At 63.3% G+C, this 19,078-nt stretch carries 18 protein-coding genes; 13 read left to right on the top strand and 5 right to left on the bottom strand.

Annotated features, from left to right (window positions below):
• Nucleotides 1–134 precede the first annotated feature (134 nt).
• From XB14_RS25655 to XB14_RS25645, 3 genes are read left to right on the top strand one after another with little or no spacing between them, the layout of a single operon-like run.
• Complete coding sequence (locus XB14_RS25655; RefSeq protein WP_077965778.1) at nucleotides 135–1,652, top strand: sugar ABC transporter ATP-binding protein; 1,518 nt, start codon at nucleotides 135–137, stop codon at nucleotides 1,650–1,652.
• Complete coding sequence (locus XB14_RS25650) at nucleotides 1,649–2,698, top strand: ABC transporter permease (RefSeq protein WP_077965777.1); 1,050 nt, start codon at nucleotides 1,649–1,651, stop codon at nucleotides 2,696–2,698. Before XB14_RS25655 ends, XB14_RS25650 begins: the two co-directional genes overlap by 4 nt.
• A 48-nt stretch (nucleotides 2,699–2,746) precedes the next feature.
• Complete coding sequence (locus XB14_RS25645; protein ID WP_060517939.1) at nucleotides 2,747–3,790, top strand: substrate-binding domain-containing protein; 1,044 nt, start codon at nucleotides 2,747–2,749, stop codon at nucleotides 3,788–3,790.
• 58 nt (nucleotides 3,791–3,848) lie between these two features.
• On the opposite strand, the gene XB14_RS25640 is transcribed toward XB14_RS25645, so the two are convergent.
• The 3 genes from XB14_RS25640 to XB14_RS25630 all read right to left on the bottom strand — a co-directional run bounded on the left by XB14_RS25640 (nucleotide 3,849) and on the right by XB14_RS25630 (nucleotide 7,236).
• Nucleotides 3,849–4,073, bottom strand: a complete 225-nt coding sequence (locus tag XB14_RS25640; RefSeq protein ID WP_077965776.1) for a hypothetical protein — start codon at nucleotides 4,071–4,073, stop codon at nucleotides 3,849–3,851.
• Nucleotides 4,074–4,144: 71 nt separating this feature from the next.
• The gene (locus XB14_RS25635; protein WP_077965775.1) at nucleotides 4,145–6,199 is read right to left on the bottom strand and encodes a bifunctional aldolase/short-chain dehydrogenase; all 2,055 of its coding nucleotides are present in this window, start codon (nucleotides 6,197–6,199) and stop codon (nucleotides 4,145–4,147) included.
• A 56-nt stretch (nucleotides 6,200–6,255) separates the two neighbouring features.
• Nucleotides 6,256–7,236 carry a sugar-binding transcriptional regulator gene (locus tag XB14_RS25630; protein ID WP_077965774.1) on the bottom strand — a complete coding sequence of 327 codons (981 nt, stop codon included), beginning with the start codon at nucleotides 7,234–7,236 and terminating at the stop codon, nucleotides 6,256–6,258.
• A gap of 293 nt (nucleotides 7,237–7,529) precedes the next feature.
• On the opposite strand from XB14_RS25630, the gene XB14_RS25625 reads away from it, so the two are divergent.
• The 3 genes from XB14_RS25625 to XB14_RS25615 are packed head-to-tail and all read left to right on the top strand — an operon-like array spanning nucleotide 7,530 to nucleotide 10,382.
• The gene (locus tag XB14_RS25625) at nucleotides 7,530–8,081 is read left to right on the top strand and encodes a MaoC family dehydratase (RefSeq protein WP_077965773.1); all 552 of its coding nucleotides are present in this window, start codon (nucleotides 7,530–7,532) and stop codon (nucleotides 8,079–8,081) included.
• 7 nt (nucleotides 8,082–8,088) lie between these two features.
• The gene (locus XB14_RS25620) at nucleotides 8,089–9,249 is read left to right on the top strand and encodes a CaiB/BaiF CoA transferase family protein (protein WP_077965771.1); all 1,161 of its coding nucleotides are present in this window, start codon (nucleotides 8,089–8,091) and stop codon (nucleotides 9,247–9,249) included.
• Nucleotides 9,246–10,382: an ABC transporter substrate-binding protein gene (locus tag XB14_RS25615; protein WP_143348543.1), complete on the top strand. Its 1,137-nt coding sequence runs from the start codon at nucleotides 9,246–9,248 to the stop codon at nucleotides 10,380–10,382. The genes XB14_RS25620 and XB14_RS25615 overlap by 4 nt, the downstream gene beginning before the upstream one ends.
• Before the next feature lie 51 nt (nucleotides 10,383–10,433).
• Here the strand turns inward: XB14_RS25615 and XB14_RS25610 are convergent, their stop codons facing one another.
• Both XB14_RS25610 and XB14_RS25605 read right to left on the bottom strand, forming a co-directional pair.
• Complete coding sequence (locus XB14_RS25610) at nucleotides 10,434–11,270, bottom strand: amidohydrolase family protein (protein ID WP_077965768.1); 837 nt, start codon at nucleotides 11,268–11,270, stop codon at nucleotides 10,434–10,436.
• Between the two features lie 75 nt (nucleotides 11,271–11,345).
• A complete protein-coding gene (locus tag XB14_RS25605) occupies nucleotides 11,346–12,134 on the bottom strand; it encodes an IclR family transcriptional regulator (protein ID WP_077967701.1) in 789 nt (262 codons plus the stop codon).
• A gap of 165 nt (nucleotides 12,135–12,299) precedes the next feature.
• Between XB14_RS25605 and XB14_RS25600 the strand changes: the two genes are divergently transcribed.
• From XB14_RS25600 to XB14_RS25570, 7 genes are all read left to right on the top strand, one after another.
• Nucleotides 12,300–13,619 carry an ABC transporter substrate-binding protein gene (locus XB14_RS25600; protein WP_077965766.1) on the top strand — a complete coding sequence of 440 codons (1,320 nt, stop codon included), beginning with the start codon at nucleotides 12,300–12,302 and terminating at the stop codon, nucleotides 13,617–13,619.
• Between the two features lie 64 nt (nucleotides 13,620–13,683).
• Nucleotides 13,684–14,580: a carbohydrate ABC transporter permease gene (locus XB14_RS25595; RefSeq protein WP_077965765.1), complete on the top strand. Its 897-nt coding sequence runs from the start codon at nucleotides 13,684–13,686 to the stop codon at nucleotides 14,578–14,580.
• On the top strand, nucleotides 14,580–15,446 hold the full coding sequence (locus XB14_RS25590; RefSeq protein ID WP_077965763.1) for a carbohydrate ABC transporter permease: 867 nt from the start codon (nucleotides 14,580–14,582) through the stop codon (nucleotides 15,444–15,446). Before XB14_RS25595 ends, XB14_RS25590 begins: the two co-directional genes overlap by 1 nt.
• Before the next feature lie 6 nt (nucleotides 15,447–15,452).
• Nucleotides 15,453–16,550 (top strand): ABC transporter ATP-binding protein, encoded by a 1,098-nt coding sequence (locus tag XB14_RS25585; protein WP_077965752.1) that lies wholly within the window; start codon nucleotides 15,453–15,455, stop codon nucleotides 16,548–16,550.
• A 1-nt stretch (nucleotide 16,551) separates the two neighbouring features.
• Entirely contained in the window at nucleotides 16,552–17,664 is a 1,113-nt protein-coding gene (locus tag XB14_RS25580) for a mandelate racemase/muconate lactonizing enzyme family protein (protein WP_077965750.1), read from the top strand.
• Between the two features lie 12 nt (nucleotides 17,665–17,676).
• Nucleotides 17,677–18,006 carry an L-rhamnose mutarotase gene (locus tag XB14_RS25575; protein WP_077965748.1) on the top strand — a complete coding sequence of 110 codons (330 nt, stop codon included), beginning with the start codon at nucleotides 17,677–17,679 and terminating at the stop codon, nucleotides 18,004–18,006.
• The gene (locus XB14_RS25570; protein WP_077965740.1) at nucleotides 17,999–19,078 is read left to right on the top strand and encodes a Gfo/Idh/MocA family protein; all 1,080 of its coding nucleotides are present in this window, start codon (nucleotides 17,999–18,001) and stop codon (nucleotides 19,076–19,078) included. The genes XB14_RS25575 and XB14_RS25570 overlap by 8 nt, the downstream gene beginning before the upstream one ends.

The following is a 19,078-nucleotide window of genomic DNA, read 5'->3' as shown; positions in this document are numbered from 1 at the left end:
AGCGCATGGCGTGGGCCTCAGCCGCCCGCAGCCATGCCGTGTGTGGTCACAACTAAGGCGGCATTCTAGCAAATGTCAATGGCCTTGACATTTGACGGAAGCCTATCCTAACCTGCCTTCATCGGGAGGAGAGAATGAGCGAACAGGCAGTGTTTCGCATTGAGGGCGTGCGCAAATCCTTCGGGCCGGTACCGGTTCTTCGAGGGGTGGATCTCGATCTCAAGGCTGGGGCGGTTACCGTTCTGATGGGCGCCAATGGCGCCGGCAAATCCACGCTCGTGCGGATCCTGAGCGGCGTTTACACGCGCGACGCCGGCACGATCACGCTCGCCGGCATGCCCTTCGAGCCGACGACACCGGCCGAGGCGATCCGCGCCGGCGTCGTCACCGTGCATCAGAACATCAATGACGGAGTGGTCGCCGATCTCGACGTCGCCACCAATCTGACGCTCGATCGCTTGAACGGGCGCGGTGCGCGGCTGTTCTTCAACCCGCGCCGGGTGCGCCGAGAGGCCGCCGCGGTCGCCTCGCGCATGGGGCTTGCGATCGACCTTGGCGCCAACATCAACGACCTGACGCTTGCCGACCGCCAGATGGTGGCGATCGCCCGTGCCATGGCGCACGAACCTAAGGTCCTGATCCTCGACGAACCGACATCGTCGCTGTCGAGCGCGGAGGCCGACCGGCTTTTCGATCTCGTCGATCGGCTGAAGGCGCGCGGCGTCGCCATTCTCTATATCTCGCACCGCATGTCGGACATCCGCCGCCTGGCAGACAGCATCGTGGCGCTTCGCGATGGCCGCATCAGTGGCCGCTTCGAGGGGCCTGAACTGGACTACGAGGGCGCCGTCAACGCCATGCTCGGCCGCAAGGTCTCGGCAGGGGCCGTTGACCTTCGCGACGGCGGCGCTCCGGTCTTTGCAGTCCGCGGCCTGAAGCTATCGGAACAGGCGCGTCCCTTCGATTTCACGCTCCGTGACGGGGAAATCGTCGCCGTCACCGGGCTCGTCGGCGTCGGCAAGACCGCGCTTGCCGAGACGCTTTTCGGCGCGCGCACTCCGTTTGCCGGTGAGATGACGCTCGACGGCGCGCGCTACGCGCCGGCAAGCACCGGAAGGGCTATCGCCCGCGGCGTCTTCCTCGTCGCCAAGGACCGTGCCGAAAGCGGCATCGTTCCCGACTTCAACATCTACGAAAACATCAGCCTGCCGTTCCTTAGCCGGCTCTCGCGCTTCGGCATATCGAGCCGGCGGGCGGAAAAGAACAAGGCACGCCAGCAGATCGCCGCCCTCGGTGTCGTCTGCCGAAGCGAGCGCGATGAGTTGCAGACGCTTTCGGGTGGGAACCAGCAGAAGGTGATGGTCGGGCGCTGGCTTTCAGAGCCGTCGCGCCTGCTCATCCTCGACGAACCGTTCCAGGGCGTCGACATCGCCGCACGCCGCGACATCGGCGAGAAGCTGCGCGCCTCGGCCGCGGGCCGCGCCACGATCCTCTTCCTGACCGAACTCGACGAAGCCTTCGAAGTCGCCGACCGCATCCTCGTAATGTCGGAACAGACCATCGTCGGCGAGCACCGCAATGCCGACATCGATGTCGAGCGGCTCCTGTCGGAAATCGCCGGTCAATTCTATCAACAGGTCCATGCGTCATGAGCAGTGAACAGAGCAATTCCGCAGCACCGGTCGCGGTCCCTTCGAGCGCATCGGGAATTCGCGAGGCGGCGATCAAATACGGCTTCCTCGTGCTTCTCGCCGGCATGATCCTCTATTTCTCGGTCGTGACCGGCGGCTTCGCCTCACCGCAGAGCGCGGTCTTCATCCTGCAATCGGTCTCGATCACCGGCATCCTGGCGCTGGGCGTCACGGCCACGCTTGTTGTCGGCGGCTTCGATCTTTCGATCGGCTCGGTCGCGACGACGGCGATGATGGCATCGTCCTATGTGATGGTGGTGATGGGCGGCGACGCGCTGACGGCGACGCTCGTGTGCCTTGCCATCGGCGTGCTGGTCGGTTTCGTCAACGGCGTCATCATCGTCTATATGCGCGTGCCTGATCTGCTCGCGACACTCGGCATGATGTTCCTCTTGCTCGGCCTCCAGCGCATCCCGACGGAGGGTCGGTCGATTGCCACAGGCATGACGCTTCCCGACGGCTCGGTCGCCGGCGGCACTTTCAGCCCGGCCTTCCTGGCACTCGGCCGCCACCGCTTCGATTTCATCCTGCCCAACCTCGTGCCGGTGTCGGTGGTGGTGCTGATCGTGCTCGCGATCGTGATCTGGTTCTTCCTCGAATACACCCGCTTCGGCCGCATGATGTATGCCGTCGGCTCCAACGAGCGGGCAGCCGGCCTCGCCGGTGCGCCGGTCAATGCCTACAAGATTTCGGCCTACATCATCTCCGGCGTCTTCGCCTCGATCGGCGGCATCCTGCTTGCCGCCCGTCTTGGCCGCGGCGACATCGCGTCGGGCAACAACCTGCTGCTCGATGCCGTTGCCGCCGCGCTCATCGGTTTTGCCGTGCTCGGCGCCGCCAAGCCGAACGCTTTCGGCACGGCGATCGGCGCGCTCTTCGTCGGCATTCTGCTGCAGGGCCTGACAATGATGAACGCGCCCTATTACACCCAGGATTTCATCAAGGGCGCCGTGCTCGTGGCTGCCCTGATCTTCACCTTTGCGCTCTCGAAAAGAGGCAAACGCTGAAGGGGTCCTTCAGCGGAAAACAAAAGTTCACCAGTGGAGGAGACTGACATGAACATGACTCGCAGAAGCCTGGGCCGCTTGACGCTCGGGTTGATGGGGGCAGCCGCCTTCGGCGTGCCCTCCTTTGCCGCCGACATGCCGAAGCCGTTCGACAAGGCCGGCGACGTCAAGATCGCGCTCGTGCGCTATCTTTCGACCGGCGACTTCTTCCAGTCCTATCTCGCCGGCGTCGAGGCCCAGTCCAAGGCCCTCGGCGTGCAGCTGCAGGTCTTCGACAGCCGCCAGGATGCAGCGCTCCAGGCCGACATGGTCGACCAGGCGATCGCGCTTGGCGTGCAGGGCATCATCATCCAGCACGGCCTGACGGAATCGATGAAGGAAGCGGCCCAGCGCGCGGTCGATGCCGGCATCAAGGTCGTTGCCTTCGACGTCAACGTCGAAAACGAGAAGATCCCGCAGATCGAGCAGTCCGACCGCGACCTCGCCCGCCTCGCGCTCGAGCAGGCCGTCAAGGACAATGGCGAAAGCTTCAAGGCCGGCTATGTCTATGTCGCCGGCATTGCGCCGCTCGACCGCCGTGACGAGACCTGGAAGGAATTCAAGGCGAAGTATTCCGGTATCGAGGAAGCCGCGCAATTCGGAACCATGGATAACCCGATCGCCAACTCGGTCGCCAACCAGGCCCGCGCGGTGATTTCGGCCAAGCCCGACATTACCGTGATGTTCGCGCCCTATGACGAGTTCGCCAAGGGCGTGAAGATCGCCGTTGACGAAGCGGGCCTGTCTTCCAGCGTCAAGATCTACTCGGCCGACATTTCGACGTCCGATATCGCCGCCATGCGCGAAACGGGCTCGGCCTGGACGGCCACGGCCGCCACCAACCCGGCCGTCGTCGGCCAGGTCTCGGTCCGCTCGCTCGCCATGCTGCTTGCCGGCGAGGACCCGGGCCGCCAGGTCGTCGTGCCGCCGACGCTGATCACCCAGAAGGACCTGAACGATCAGGACATCAAGAACATGGAAGAGCTCGGCGTGAAGCTCCCGCAGTTCGCCCATGCGGATGTCGCCATGCCGGCATGGATGCCGAAGCCTTAATCTCCCAAGACGAAACGAAAGGGGGCGGTTCATCGGACCGCCCCCTTTTTTGTCCTGATTACCCTTGTTCGCTTTCCGCCGTTGGCGGCACCCAGGCTACGATCGCCGTCTCAGGGTAGATCTGCACGGAGCCAGGCTCGAAGTGGCTCTCGATCGCATAGCCGAGCTTGGTCAGGTCTGTTCGGTACCAGCCCACGATCTTGCCGCGCCACGAGGCGCGGCCTTTCTTCGCGGCATAGTCACCCATTTGAAACGCGGCATCCGAGGGCCAGGGATCAGCCATGTCATCTCCGTCCGAACAACTCTAGCGGGAGGATGCATGATGGCACGCTTTGATGCTTGGACGGAAGGCCATCAGCGCATGGCGGCCGCGATATTGCCGCCATCGACAGTCGTCACATCCGCGGTGGTTCGTTCCGCGAGCGCGTGGTGCACGAAGGCGCGCGCCACGTCCTCGGCCGTCACTTCGAGACCGAGCAGGTTTCCGCCCATGTAGTCCTTGACCGACAGGCCGCGGGCGGCTGCACGATTGGCGATCATCTCGTCGTTGAGCAGGCCCGAGCGGATGCGGTCGGCGTTGACGGCATTGACGCGGATATGGTCGGCGCCGTGTTCGAGCGCATATTGCCGCGACAGGAACAGCGTCGCCGCCTTCGGCAATCCGTAGGCGCCGAACTTGGCGCCCGGGTTGACTGCCTGCTTGGAGGCGTTGAAGAGCAGCACGCCGCCGGTCTTCTGCTCTTTCATGATGCGCACGGCATTCTGGGCAACGGTCTGATGCGCAAAGAAATTGAGCTCGAAGCTCTTGCGCAGCAGCGCGTCGTCCATCATCGCGATCGGGCTTTCCCAGGCAGCACCCGCATTGGAGACGACGATATCGACGCCGCCGAAGGTCGCGACCACCTGGTCAAACGCCGCGCGGACCGAGGCGGGATCGGTGATATCGCAGGCGATGCCGATCGAATTGTTGCCGGCGGCTTTCGCCACCGCGCTCGCTTTTTCGCCGTCGAGGTCGAGCACGACGGCATGGGCGCCCTCGGCGACGAACGCCCTGACGATAGCAGCGCCGATAGCGCCGGCTCCGCCGGTGACGAGCGCGACCTGGCCGGTAAACGGCTTTGGCTTGGCGCCGGCGAGTTTTGCCTGCTCCAGCGACCAGTATTCGAGATCGAAGAGATCCGGCCGGCTTACCGGCTCGAAGCGGCCAACGGATTCTGCATCGCGCGCCGCCTCGATCCACATCTCGCCGACGTCGACGGCGATCGTCGCATCCTTGTAGGTCCGGCCATGGCCGAACATGCCAAGCCCCGGTACCAGTGTCAGCCGCGGCATGGGATCGAGCATGATGCGCTTGACGTCGTCGCGGGCATCGTTGCTGCGGAAGTACTCGGTGTAGTCGGCGGCAAAGGCGGCAACGCGCTCGTCGATCACGGCCCGGTAACCAGCAAGATCGTCCTTGGCCGGCGCCGAAAGCACCATCGGACCTGTCTTGATGCGGATGGAAAGGTCGGGCGTCGAAACGCCCCTGGCCGCCATCTCCTGGACCTGCGTCGCGTTGACGAAGTCGAGGATTTCGGGCGAGGAACGGAAGACGCTGACCATGCGCTTATAGCGACCCTCGCCCTTGTCGACGGCAACGGCCCCACGCAGCATCGGGGCGATATCGGCAGGGCTGGCGAGCTTCGCGGGCAGGGTGGCGGGCGTGAACGGATGCCGCCCCTTCGCCTTCACATGCTCCTCGGCAAGTGTGACGTAGTGGATCATGCGGTCGTAGGCTTCCTTGGCGGTCGCCCCGAAGGTAAAGATCCCGTGCTTGTCGAGGATCAGACCCTCGACGGTCGGATCCTGGTCGAACACTTCGGCGGCCGCCTTGGCGAGCGCGAAGCCCGGCATGATGTAGGGCACGAAGCCCATCTTCTTGCCAAAGAGCTCGGCGCACATCTCCCGGCTCTTGGCCTGGTCGGCGATGGCAAGAATGGCCGTCGAATGGGTGTGGTCGACGAACTTGTGCGGCAGGAAGGCGTGCAGCAGCGCCTCCACCGACGGGTTCGGCGAGGCCGGGTCGATGAGGTTGGCCCGCAATAGCGTCACCATGTCCTCGTCCGAGAGCCTTTCGAGCTTGCGGCTCTTGAGCAAAGGGGCGATCTTGACGGCCGGAAGCCCAGCGGGCTCGATCGTACCCATATCCCAGCCGCTGCCCTTGACGCAAAGCACCGCATGGGTGTCGCCGACGAGATCGGTTATCTCCGTCTTCACCGAGGTATTGCCGCCGCCATGCAGCACGAGACGCGGCTCGCCACCGAGCAGCCGCGTCGTATAGGTCCGCAGCGCCAGATCGCGACCGATGCCCTTTGCCAGATAGCCCGCAACGACCTTCTCCGCCTGGTCGTCGCGCCAGAGATTTTCCATAAGTTAGCCTCCCGATAAACCGGCCCGGCCGGTATCGGCGGACCCAAATTCGAGGCTCAGGGGGCGCCTGAGCCGCTTCTGCCAAGCCCTTCGCGGTTCCAGCGATCGAGGACTTTGCGTGCCATCGACTCGGTGATGACGAGATGCGAGGCGAAGCCGCCCTTCAAGGCCGCCATCAGCGGTTCGAACTTGCTGTCCTCTTGAACGACCAGCATGCGCTTCTTGATCGTGCGAATGGAATCGAGATCGGCGGAGATGCAGCGGCGATTGTGCGCGCAGTCCATCCATTGGCCGTCGCGGTCGATGAGTTGTCCGGCGATAACGCCGGCCGCGCCCTTTTCGCCCATTTCATGCATGTCCTTTGCCGACAGCGCGCCGCACTTGACCAGGTGGCTGTCATCCTCAATGCCGCCGACCGAATAGAGCGCCAGACCGCAGTCGGAGATGGTCGCGAGCTGCTCCTTGATCACGGGCTCGCCGCGCAGTTCCTCGGCAAGCCGCTCGGACGAAAGGACGAGGGGCGCATAGAAGTTGATGCCCTCGGCATTGAGGCGGCGGGCAATTTCGGTCGTGCATTGATCGGGGCGATAGGAATAGGGCGCGCCAAGATTGCCGCAAAGCTGCACGACGGTGACGCCGCGCAGATCGGCGAAAGGCATGACGTCAGCGATATGATAGACCGTGCGGCCCCAGGCAACGCCGATCCGGTCGCCCTTGTTGATTAGTTCGAGAAAGACCGAAGCCGCGACGACAGGCATTTCGGCGGCCGGGTCCATGGCCTGCCGGTCTTCCGGCACGAGCCAGGCGGTCGTAAGCCCGGTGGCGTCCTCCAGCTCGCGGGCAAGAACGTCCTGCGAAAACAGCTCCGTCGACGTGGTAATCGTGACGATGCCCATCTCGCGGGCCTTGCGCAGATACATGGCGATCGATGCGCGGGAAATCTCAAGCCGCTGGGCCACTTCGTCCTGGCGCAGGCCATGCGTATAGTAGAGCCAGGCGGCCTTGTGAATGATCTGGTCTGTGGCTCTGATGGGCATTGGCTGGTCTTTCGCGGATTGGTTCTGACATATTCCATTTGTACTGACAAAAGTCAACGACGTTGACGAATGTCGCGCCTTATCCGCGCGACAGCGGCATCCGCCTTCCCAAACGACAGTCACTGCAGCGCCGCTCGCCGCAGGGGGCGCTTATCAACCGACAGCGGGTTGCAAACGTCATCCATATGTGAACATACTATTCATATAAGGATCCGAACCGTGATCGCGTGGCGGCGCCATCGAGAACCGGCAGGCGGACCGCGATTGCCGACTTTTGCATGAGGGACTGACCAATGGATGACTTCACGCCCACCGTCGGGGTGTCCTCGACTCGCCCAACCGACATGCCGCAAGACCACGCCGACCTGCCGGTCTGGAATGCGGAGAACTGGTTCTACGAGGATTGGCCCGTGGGGCAGCGCATAAGGTCCTTGCGTCGCACGATCGCCGAGAGCGACAGCCACCTGTTCAACACGCTGGTCGTCGACATCCACCCTTATGTGCAGGATCAGATGTTCGCGGAGCGGGAGGGTATCTTCGGCAGGCGCCTGGTTGCCGGCGCTTTCGTTTTTTCCGCCGGTCTCGGACTGGTCGCCACCAACTGCGTCAACGCCTTTTCCTACGGCTATGACAAGCTGCGCTTCATCAAGCCCGTCTTCATCGGCGATACCATCTACGCAATCCGCACCAACCTGGACAAAACACCCCGCTACAAGGAGCTCGGGCTGATCCGCGCCAGCTACCAGGTCTTCAAGGGCGAGGGGGAGCTGGTGCTCTACTGCGAGCACCTGCAGACCGTGAAGTACAAGAATCCCGCCGATTTCGTAGGCAAGACCGAGAAGTAAGATAGCAATGACCGTAGAAAATGAACTGCCGCTCTCTGGCCTTGTCGTCGTCGACATGAGCCAGTTCCTCTCCGGCCCCTATTGCTCGTTGCGCCTCATGGATCTCGGTGCGCGCGTCATCAAGATCGAGCGCCCCGACGGCGGCGACCTGTCGCGGCGGCTCTATCTCAGCGACACCGAGATCGGCGGCGATTCGACGATCTTCCATGCCATCAACCGCGCCAAGGAGAGCCTGGCGATCGACCTCAAGAACGAGGCCGATCTTGCAGCCCTGAAGACGCTGCTCGCGAAAGCCGACGTCGTCATCCAGAACTTCCGCCCTGGCGTCATTCAGCGCTTGGGACTCGACTATGAGGCGGTGAAGGTGATCAACCCGAAGATCGTCTACGCCTCGATCAGCGGCTACGGCGAGGAAGGCCCTTGGGTGAAGCGGCCGGGTCAGGATCTGCTCGCGCAATCGCGCTCGGGCGTCATGTGGCTGAACGGCGATGAAGGCCAGGGGCCGGTACCCTTTGGCCTCGCGATCGGCGACATGCTTGCGGGTGCTGCGGCAGCGCAAGGCATCCTCGCGGCGCTCGTCCGGCGCGGCATTTCCGGAAAGGGCAGCCTGATCGAGACCAGCCTGCTCGAGGCGCTCGTCGACTTCCAGTTCGAAGTGCTGACCACGCACCTGAACGACGGCCGGCGGCTGCCGGCCCGGTCCGGCTTCCGCAGTGCGCACGCCTATCTCTCGGCGCCCTATGGGGTCTATCCGGCCAAGGACGGTTATCTCGCCATCGCCATGACGCCGATCCCGAAACTTGCCGACCTCCTGGAAATGCCCGAGCTCGACGCCTATCGCGATGACCCGGCCTCCTGGTTTTCCGAGCGGGACAAGATCAAGGCGCTGATCGCCAAGCGGATCGCCGAGAACTCCATCGACCATTGGCTCTCATTGCTTGAGCCGGCAGACATCTGGTGCGCCCGCGTTCTCAACTGGAACGAACTGCTCGAAAGCGAAGGCTTCCGGGTGCTCGACATGCTGCAGACGGTGGTGCGCGAGGACGACGTCTCGATCCTGACGACGCGATCGCCGCTGAGGGTCAACGGCAAGCGCGCGCAGGTGGATCGCGCCGCGCCACGTATCGGCGAGCACAGCGCTTCGATCCGAGAGGAGTTCGGCCTGTGAGTATCACCTTGAAGGGCATGACCTGGAGCCACCCGCGCGGCTACGATCCGATGATCGCCTGTTCGCGGCTCTGGCTGGAGCGGACGGGTGTCACGGTCGAATGGGACAAGCGCTCGCTGCAGGATTTCGAGACCTATCCGGTGGAAGAGCTGGCGCGCGCCTATGACCTGATCGTCATAGACCATCCGCATGTCGGCCAGATCACCCAGGAAAAGTGTCTGGCGCCACTCGATATCGAAGGTCGCGAGGCGGAGCGCAAAGCGCTTGCGGATGCGAGTGTGGGACGTTCCTACCCGAGCTATACCTGGCAGGGCCGGCAATGGGCCTTTCCGATCGATGCGGCGACCCAGGTGCAGGCGTGGCGGCCGGATCGGACGGAGCGCGCCGATAGCTGGTCTGAGATGCTGGCGCTCGCGCGCCAGGGCAAGGTCGCGCTGCCGATGCGCCCACCGCACTCGCTGATGTGCTTCTACACGCTTGCCGCCAATCTCGGCCATGCCTGCCGCAGCGACGGGGTGGGGCAACTGATCGATACGGACGCGGGGGTCGACGCTTTCGGGCATCTGCGCGAACTGACGGATCTCATCGACCCGACCTGTTTCTCGATGGACCCGATCGCTGTGCTGGAAGCGATGAGCGATCCGGCTTCAAAGGCCGTTTGCGCACCATTGATCTATGGCTATGTCAGCTATGCGATGCCTGGATTCCGGCCATCTCTCGTCAGGTTCGGCGATATCCCGGTCGCAGGAAAAAATGGTCCCGTCGGCTCGGCCCTGGGCGGAACAGGCATTGCCGTCTCCGCCTTCTCGCAAGCGCGTGACGCGGCGATCGATTTCGCCTATTTCATCGCGAGCGGCGAGGTTCAGCGCGGCCCCTACGCCGAAGGAGGCGGACAGCCCGGCCACGCGGCCGCCTGGGACGCCGCTGTCGTCAATGCCGCAACCTCGGACTTTTATCGCGCCACGCGCAAGACGCTCGAGGGAGCCTGGGTTCGCCCCCGGCACGATGGCTACATGGGCTTCCAGCAGGCCGCTTCCGATCGCATCAATGAAGGCCTGCTCCGCAAGGATGTGGCGCGAAAGGTTGTCGACGATCTCAACCACCTGTTTGCGGAGAGTTTTGTCGCCGCATGATGCCTGCTCTCCGGGACGCTCAGCGTCCCGGACCTATAGTCAGCGGTTTCGCTAGGCGAGCTTCCAGATCCGCCGCGCATTGCCGGAAAGCAGCTTGCGCTTTTCATCCGTGCTGCAGCCTTCGAGAAGCGCATGGGTAGCGCCCACCCAGGTCGAAAGATTGCCGCCAAGCGTGCAGACCGGCCAGTCGCTTCCCCAGACCACCCGGTCCCAGCCGAAGACGCCGATCGTGTGTTCGACGTAGGGACGCAGCGTTTCGACCTGCCAGGTCTCGTCGGCATAGGCGACGACGCCTGAGATCTTCGCCGTCACGTTCGGACGGCGGGCAATCTCGCTCATGTGCTCGCGCCAGGGATGTTCAGTGCCGGCGCGAATGTCGGGAACGCCGCAATGGTCGAGGATGAACTGAAGGTCGGGCGCAAGGTCCGCAAGCGCGATCGCCTTTTCGATCTGATGCGGCAGGACGCAGAGGTCGAAGGTGAAGCGGCGTCCGCCGAGCTTGCGGATGTTGTCGCGGAAGATCTGTTGCTGGGAGAGGTCGTCGGGCATGACATGCAGCACCCGGCGAAAACCCTTGACGAAGCCGTTTGCCTCCTGGCGCTCGAGATAGGCCGCAAAGCCTTCATCTTCAGGCCGGCAGGCGGCGATGGCGCCCTTGAGCAGGCTGCCCGCCTGGCCTGCGAGCTGCGCGATTTCGGCTGTCTCCTTTTCGATCTCCGACGGGTCGACATCGACTTCCATGTGCAGCGCCGCTTCGATGCCGAGCCGGCGGGCCTCGCGCGCGTAGGTCGCGTAGAGGAAGTCGTGGTCGAGCGCCGGTACGCCGGCGAGCCACGGATAGCTGAGCTTCGACCTGTCGATGAGGTGAAGATGAGTGTCGATGATCAAGGGCTTCTCCTCCGAATGGCAGCCCACATAAGAATGAGCTATTCAGATAAGAAGTACGGTCGTTGCGGACCGACGTCAATCGGTTGCCGGCACCACGTCCGAACCCGCAAGCGTCGACAATTGCTCGGCGGTTTTTAAGAGCAGGGCGATGGTTTCGGTGATATCCGGAGCCGACGGCGCGTTGACGAGCGCGATATAGGGCACGGTCAGCGCGGCAATACCCCGGCCATCGGGCCCGAGGATCGGCGCCGAGAGGTTATAGACACCGGCCGTCTGGGCGCTTGCCATCATCTCGTAGCCGCGTTCGCGGATCTGGTCGAGGCGGGCGTAGAACTCCGGTCCGCGCGGGACGTCGTCTTTGCTCCTGGCATGTTCGGCGATCATCATCTCGCGCTCTTCGACCGAACGGAAGGCGAGCAGGATGTGGCCGGAACCGGTATCGAACAGGCTGATATGCGATCCCACCCGGATCGATATGCCCCAATAATCAGGCGCTTCCTGCTGGGCGATGACGACGGCCGAGCCGCGGTCGAACACGGCAAGGTGGTTTGCCTGCTTCGAGCGCTGCGCCAGATCGCGCATCAGCGGCGTCGCATAGGAGGCAAGCCGGCGCACCGGCGCGTGCAGCTGCGAAAGCCCGAACAGCTTCAGCGTCAGCGAATAGCGATCCCCGTCGATGCGGGTGACATAGCCGCGCCGCACCAGCCGGTCGAGCATCCGATAGAACTCGTTCGGGCTCCGGTTCAAGCGCTTGGAAATCTCCGCCTGCGTCAGTCCGCCGTCGACGCTGGCGAGCAGCTCGAGAATATCGAGCCCCTTATCAAGGGCCGGTGCGCGATAGCGATCTGACTCTTCGGTGTCCATGAAGCCTCCTTGGTGAATATTCATATCCATATACGCAGACGAAGCCGCCGACAAAGGAAAGTTCTCCCTTGACGCCTCATAAAATTGTTGTTTGTATATAAATTAGTTTCTCACAAATGAGAAAGTCGCGCCGGGAAGAGGGCGTGAACCAGGGAGGGAGTGGAAATGGAAAGGCTGCTTGCCGGTGTCTCTGCCGGCGTCCTTATGCTTGCCTGCGCGGTGGGGGCGGCCGGTGCCGCGGACCTGCCCGGCAAGTTCGAAGGCGTTACGATCGATGCCAAGCTGATCGGCGGTCAGCAGTACGAGAAGCTCTATGAGCGGATCGGCGAATGGGAGAAGGCGACCGGCGCCAAGGTCAACATCCTTTCGAAGAAGAATCACTTCGAACTCGACAAGGAGATCAAGTCGGATATCGCGACGGGCGGCGTCAGCTGGTGCGTCGGCTCCAACCATTCCTCCTTTGCGCCGCAGTATCCCGACATCTACACCGACCTGCTCGCGTTGCTGCCGCCGGAAGAGATCGCCAAGTTCGTGCCGGCGCTGATCGACGCGTCGACCCTCGACGGCAAGCTGGTGATGCTGCCGCGCGCCCAGTTCGACGTGTCGGCGCTTTACTACCAGAAAAGCCTCTATCAGGACGAAGCCAAGAAGACCGCCTTCAAGGCCAAGTACGGCTACGACCTCGCGCCGCCGGACACTTGGGCCCAGGTCAGCGACCAGGCCGAGTTCTTCGCAGCACCGCCGAATTTCTACGGCACGCAGTTCGCTGGCAAGGAAGAGGCGATCAACGGCCGCTTCTATGAAATGCTGGTCGCCGAAGGCGGCGAATATCTCGACAAGGACGGGCGCCCCGCCTTCAACTCGGAAGCCGGTGTCCGTGCGCTCGACTGGTTCGTCAAGCTCTACAAGGATAAAGCGGTGCCGCCGGGCACGACCAACTATCTCTGGGACGACCTTGGCCAAGGCTTTGCCTCGGGCTCGATCGCCCTCAATCTCGACTGGCCTGGCTGGGCGAGCTTCTTCAACGACCCGAAGTCCTCCAAGGTCGCCGGCAATGTCGGCGTGAAGGTGCAGCCGGCCGGCTCCTCCGGCAAGCGCACTGGCTGGTCGGGCCATCACGGCTTCTCGGTGACCGAGGATTGCGCCAACAAGGAGGCCGCTGCCTCGCTCGTCTGGTGGCTGACCAACGAAGACAGCCAGAAGCTGGAATCGGCAGCCGGCCCGCTGCCAACCCGCACCGCCGTCTGGGAATACAACATCAAGGGAGCTGCAGGCGACGCCTACAAGACCGAAGTGCTTCAGGCTTTCCAGGAAGCCGCCAAGCATGCCTTCCCGGTTCCGAAGACGGCCGAATGGATCGAAATCTCCAACGCCGTCTATCCGGAACTCCAGGCCGCCATCCTCGGCGACAAGACGTCGAAGGAAGCACTCGATACCGCCGCCGAAAAGGCGACCGGTATCCTGGAAGACGCGGGCAAGCTCTGATCGTGACCAAAGAGGCGGCGCCGGCGCCGCCTCAGCCATTTCATGCAATCCTCAGGACTGCCCGATGAAGCTCAAGAAATTGTCAGCACCGGCCCTGCTTCTGCTTCCGGCCTTTGTCGTGCTCGCGGCGGTGATCGTATTGCCGCTCCTCTTTTCCTTCTATTCGAGCTTCACGCCCTTTCGCCTGACGAAGCCGGAGACGTTGTGGGTCTTTGTCGGCCTGCGCAATTACGTAACCGTCCTTAGCAACGCCGAATTCTGGGTGGCCTTCGGCCGCACGGTGCTGTTGCTGACGGTGGCGCTGAACGCCGAGATGCTGCTCGGCCTCGGCCTGGCGCTGCTCGTCAACAAGGCGACCCATGGCCAGCGGCTGCTGCGCACCGCGATGATGTTTCCGATGATGTTCTCGCCGGTACTGGTCGGCTTCCAGTTCAAGTTCCTGTTCAACGACAATATCGGCTTCGTCAACAATGCGCTGCAGTCGCTGGGGCTGACCGACCAGGCGATCCCCTGGCTGATCGACGGCAATCTCGCGCTGCTCTCGATCATCATCGCCGAGGTCTGGTCGTCGACTGCGGTCTTTGCCATCCTGATCCTCGCCGGTCTGCTTGCGATGCCGAAGGATCCGGTCGAGGCCGCCCATGTCGACGGCTGCACGCCCTGGCAGACGTTCCGCTACGTCACCTGGCCCTATCTGATGCCCTTCGCCTTCATCGCCATGACGATCCGTTCGCTCGACGTGGCGCGGGCCTATGACATCGTCAAAATCATGACCGACGGCGGGCCGGCCAAGCGCACGGAGCTGCTTTGGACGCTCGTCGGCCGCACGGCTTACGCCGACGCCCGCATGGGGCTCGCCAACGCTATGGCCTATGTGGCGATCCTCTTGTCGATCGTCTTCACCGTCTATTTCTTCCGCAAGCTCGCCGCGGCGCGCCAGCAGATCGGAGCCGAGTGGTAATGGATATCAACGCTTCGCACCGCCTGCGGCGCCGCGTCCTCAAAGTCGCGCATCTGGTCGGCCTGTTTCTCGCAATGGCGGTGATCTGCCTGCCCGGCCTCTGGATCGTGCTTTCGTCGCTGCGCCCGACCGTCGAGATCATGGCAAAGCCCCCGGTCTGGATACCGGAGAGCATTTCGCTCGATGCCTATCGCGCCATGTTTTCGGGCGCGGGGCAGGGCGGCGTTCCCGTCTGGGACTATTTCCGCAACTCGCTGATCATCTCGGTAACCTCGACGGTGATTGCGCTCGCGATCGGCATGGCCGGCGGCTACGCCTTTGCGCGTTATCGCTTCAAGGCGAAGTCGGCGATCTTTCTCGGCTTCATGCTGACGCGGGCCGTGCCCGGCATCGCGCTCTCGCTGCCGCTCTTCATGCTCTACGCCCGCACCGGCATCATCGACACGCATTTCTCACTGATCCTGACCTATGTCGCGCTCAACGTGCCCTTCACCATCTGGCTGATCGACGGCTTTTTCCGTCAGGTGCCGAAGGATCTCGCCGAAGCCGCGCAGATCGACGGTTGCACGCCCTGGCAGGCCTTCTGGCAGGTAGAGTTTCCGCTCGCCGGCCCCGGCATTGCGTCCGCCGGCATCTTTGCGTTCCTCACCTCCTGGAACGAATATGCGCTCGCCTCGCAGATCACCCGCTCGGTCAACTCCAAGACCCTGCCGGTTGGCCTTCTCGACTATACCGCCGAATTCACCATCGACTGGCGCGGCATGTGCGCGCTTGCCGTCGTCATGATCGTTCCGGCGCTGACCCTTACCTTCATCATTCAGAAGCACCTCGTCTCGGGCCTCACCTTCGGCGCGGTGAAAGGATAATCGTTCATGGCTCCTGTCACCCTCAGGAAACTGGTCAAGCGCTACGGCGCGCTCGAGGTCGTCCACGGCATCGACCTCGAAGTGAAGGACCGTGAGTTCATCGCGCTCGTCGGCCCGTCCGGCTGCGGCAAATCGACGACGCTGCGCATGATCGCCGGCCTCGAGGACGTCAGCGACGGCGCCATCGAGATCGGCGGACACAAGGTCAACGACCTGCCGCCCCGGGCGCGCAACATCTCCATGGTGTTCCAGTCCTATGCGCTCTATCCGCACATGACGGTTGCCGAGAACATGGGCTTTTCGCTGAAGATCGCCGGCCGCAAGCCGGACGAGATCAAAGCGCGTGTCGACGAAGCGGCGGCGATCCTCGACCTCGGCCATCTCCTGGAGCGCCGGCCGTCGCAGCTTTCCGGCGGCCAGCGCCAGCGTGTGGCCATGGGCCGGGCGATCGTGCGCCAGCCAGACGTCTTCCTGTTCGACGAACCCTTGTCGAACCTCGATGCGAAGCTGCGCACGCAGGTGCGAACGGAGATCAAGAAGCTGCACGCCCGCATGCAGGCGACGATGATCTACGTCACCCACGACCAGGTCGAGGCGATGACGCTGTCCGACCGCATCGTCATCATGCGCGACGGATACATCGAACAGGTCGGCACACCGGAAGAGGTGTTCCAGCGCCCGGCCACCAAGTTCGTTGCCGGCTTCATCGGCTCGCCGCCGATGAACATGGACGAGGTGATCGTCGAGAACGGCGCGCTGGTCTTTGCGAGCGGTATACGGCTGCCGATCCCGCCGCGCTTCGCAAAGTCGCTGCGCCCCGGACAGAAGGTCACCTTCGGCCTGAGGCCCGACGACATCTATCCGAGCGGCCATGGCTTGCATGCCGGCGATCCGGCAGCCGTGCATGAAATCGAACTGCCGGTGTCGATCACCGAGCCGCTCGGCAACGAAACGCTGGTCTTCATCCAATTCAACGGCCGCGACTGGGTCTCGCGCATGCTCAACCCGCGCCCACTCGCCTCGGGCGAGAAGGTGCGCATGAGCTTCGATTTGTCGCGCGCCCATCTCTTCGACATCGATACCGGCAAGGCTCTGGAAGGCTGACATGGCAAGAATCGAGAAAATTGAACTGCGCATGGTCGACCTGCCGCCGAAGGTGAAGCGGACCGACGCGATCCAGAGCTTCGTCAGCCAGGAAACACCCATCGTCACTATCACCGATAGCGATGGCGCGACCGGCATGGGCTACAGCTACACGATCGGCACCGGCGGCTCCTCGGTAATGCGGCTTCTCGCCGATCACCTCGTGCCGATCCTGATTGGCGAGGATGCCGATTGCATCGAGGCGATCTGGCACAAGATGGAGTTCGCCACCCACGCCACCACCATTGGCGCGATCACCGCGTTGGCGCTGGCCGCCGTCGACACCGCCCTTTGGGACCTGCGCGCCAGGAAACAGAAGCTCCCGCTCTGGAAGCTCGCCGGCGGCGCCAAGGAAAGCTGCCCGCTCTACACCACCGAGGGCGGCTGGCTGCACATCGAAAAGGAAGCGCTGGTCGAGGACGCGCTTGCCGCCAAGGCCAAGGGCTTTTCCGGCTCGAAGGTGAAGATCGGCAAGCCGCACGGGTCGGAGGACTACGATCGCCTGTCGGCCATGCGCAAGGCGCTCGGCGACGGCTTCGAGATCATGACCGATTGCAACCAGGGTTTCACCGTCGACGAGGCGATCCGCCGGGCGTCACGGCTGAAGGAGCTCGACCTTGCCTGGATCGAGGAGCCGCTGCCGGCCGACGATCTCGATGGCCATATCCGGCTGACGCGCTCGACGCCCACGCCGATTGCGGTCGGTGAATCGATGTATTCGATCCGCCATTTCCGCGAATATATGCAGAAGGGCGCCTGCTCGATCGTCCAGGTCGACGTTGCCCGCATCGGCGGCATCACGCCGTGGCTGAAAGTCGCGCATGCGGCCGAAGCCTTCGACATTCCGGTTTGCCCGCACTTTCTGATGGAGCTGCATGTCAGCCTCGTCTGCGCCGTGCCGAACGGCAAATATGTCGAGTACATTCCACAGCTCGATGATCTCACGACCAAGGGCATGGAGATCCGGAACGGCCGCGCCATAGCGCCGTCCGAACCGGGCATCGGCATTGCCTGGGACTGGGATGCCGTGCGTGCCCGCTCGATCGGCGAATTCACCCGCGAGTTTCGTGGCTAGGAGACAAGCAAGATGCAGCGGATGGGAATGGTAATCGGCCTCGACGCATCGAAGATCGCGGAATACAAGGCGTTGCATGCGGCCGTCTGGCCGGAGATCCTCGCGCTGATTTCCGAATGCAACGTCACCAACTACTCGATCTTCCTCAAGGAGCCGGAGAACCTGCTGTTCGGCTACTGGGAATATGTCGGCTCCGATTTCGAGGCCGACATGGCCAAGATGGCTGCGCACCCGAAGAACCAGGAATGGTGGTCGGTCTGCATGCCGTGCCAGAAGCCCCTTGAGACACGCAAGGACGGTGAGTGGTGGGCCATGATGGAAGAGGTGTTCCATCATGACTGAGAGCTTCGATCCCGGCGCGCTCAGGCAATGGTGGCCGAAGCCGAGCAATCCACGCCCGATCGTGATCTTTGGCGCTGGCAGCATTGTCGGTGACGCGCATCTGCCGGCCTATCGCAAGGCTGGCTTTCCGGTTGCCGGGATCTATGACCCTGACCATTCCAAGGCGGCCGCCCTTGCAGACAAATGGGCTCTCCGCGCCTTCGAAAACGAGGTGGACGCGCTTTCGGTGCCGGACGCCATCTTCGATCTCGCCACACCGCCCGCCGCCCATGCCGCCATCCTTGGCCGGTTGCCGGTCGGCGCGGCTGCCCTCATCCAGAAGCCGATGGGTTCAGATCTCGCGGCCGCGACCGCTATTCTCGATATCTGCCGGACCCGAAAGCTCAAGGCTGCCGTCAACTTCCAGCTCCGCTTCGCGCCGATGATGCTGGCGCTGAAGGATGCCATCGCCAAGGGGTACCTCGGCGAGGTGGTGGACTTCGACGCCTGGCTGGCACTCGCGACCCCGTGGGGGCTATGGCCGTTCCTCAAGGGGCTGCCGCGCATCGAGATCGCCATGCACTCGATCCACTACCTGGATCTGGTGCGCGGCCTGCTCGGCAATCCCTTGGGCGCGCATGCAAAGACGATCGGCCATCCGAACCATGAGGTCGCCCAGACGCGCACGGCGGCGATCCTCGACTATGGCGATCGGGTGCGCTGCGTGCTCTCGGTCAATCACGACCACGATTTCGGCCGCAAGTTCCAGGCCTGCGAGTTCCGCATTTCCGGGACCTCTGGTGCGGCCTACGTCAAGCTCGGCGTCAATCTCGACTATCCCAAGGGGGAGCCGGACGAACTCTGGATCCGGCCGGCCGGTGGCAGCGAGTGGGTTTCGGTTCCGCTCGAAGGCGCCTGGTTCCCCGACGCCTTCGTCAACCGCATGGCCCATCTGCAGCGCTTTGCCGCGGGTGAAGACCACGAACTGATCGGCTCCGTGGAGGACGCCTGGCAGACGATGGCCCTGGTCGAGGCCGCCTATCAATCGAGTGCCGCGCCGGCAACGGCGATCGCGCCACTTCCGGGACGCTGA

This window comes from Ensifer adhaerens (genome assembly GCF_002007205.1).
Classification (GTDB): domain Bacteria; phylum Pseudomonadota; class Alphaproteobacteria; order Rhizobiales; family Rhizobiaceae; genus Ensifer; species Ensifer adhaerens_D.
The sequence above is the reverse complement of the archived record's forward strand: the minus strand, read 5'-3'. Positions and strand labels throughout refer to the sequence as shown.

Bases quoted from the DNA above. Each gene is read 5' to 3' on its own strand.
- XB14_RS25575 (WP_077965748.1), top strand. From the start codon at position 17,677: ATGCAGCGGATGGGAATGGTAATCGGCCTCGACGCATCGAAGATCGCG.
- XB14_RS25580 (WP_077965750.1), top strand. From the start codon at position 16,552: ATGGCAAGAATCGAGAAAATTGAACTGCGCATGGTCGACCTGCCGCCG.
- XB14_RS25625 (WP_077965773.1), top strand. From the start codon at position 7,530: ATGGATGACTTCACGCCCACCGTCGGGGTGTCCTCGACTCGCCCAACC.
- XB14_RS25635 (WP_077965775.1), bottom strand. From the start codon at position 6,199: ATGGAAAATCTCTGGCGCGACGACCAGGCGGAGAAGGTCGTTGCGGGC.
- XB14_RS25645 (WP_060517939.1), top strand. From the start codon at position 2,747: ATGAACATGACTCGCAGAAGCCTGGGCCGCTTGACGCTCGGGTTGATG.
- XB14_RS25630 (WP_077965774.1), bottom strand. From the start codon at position 7,236: ATGCCCATCAGAGCCACAGACCAGATCATTCACAAGGCCGCCTGGCTC.
- XB14_RS25655 (WP_077965778.1), top strand. From the start codon at position 135: ATGAGCGAACAGGCAGTGTTTCGCATTGAGGGCGTGCGCAAATCCTTC.
- XB14_RS25590 (WP_077965763.1), top strand. From the start codon at position 14,580: ATGGATATCAACGCTTCGCACCGCCTGCGGCGCCGCGTCCTCAAAGTC.
- XB14_RS25585 (WP_077965752.1), top strand. From the start codon at position 15,453: ATGGCTCCTGTCACCCTCAGGAAACTGGTCAAGCGCTACGGCGCGCTC.
- XB14_RS25570 (WP_077965740.1), top strand. From the start codon at position 17,999: ATGACTGAGAGCTTCGATCCCGGCGCGCTCAGGCAATGGTGGCCGAAG.
- XB14_RS25650 (WP_077965777.1), top strand. From the start codon at position 1,649: ATGAGCAGTGAACAGAGCAATTCCGCAGCACCGGTCGCGGTCCCTTCG.
- XB14_RS25640 (WP_077965776.1), bottom strand. From the start codon at position 4,073: ATGGCTGATCCCTGGCCCTCGGATGCCGCGTTTCAAATGGGTGACTAT.
- XB14_RS25600 (WP_077965766.1), top strand. From the start codon at position 12,300: ATGGAAAGGCTGCTTGCCGGTGTCTCTGCCGGCGTCCTTATGCTTGCC.
- XB14_RS25595 (WP_077965765.1), top strand. From the start codon at position 13,684: ATGAAGCTCAAGAAATTGTCAGCACCGGCCCTGCTTCTGCTTCCGGCC.
- XB14_RS25605 (WP_077967701.1), bottom strand. From the start codon at position 12,134: ATGGACACCGAAGAGTCAGATCGCTATCGCGCACCGGCCCTTGATAAG.
- XB14_RS25620 (WP_077965771.1), top strand. From the start codon at position 8,089: ATGACCGTAGAAAATGAACTGCCGCTCTCTGGCCTTGTCGTCGTCGAC.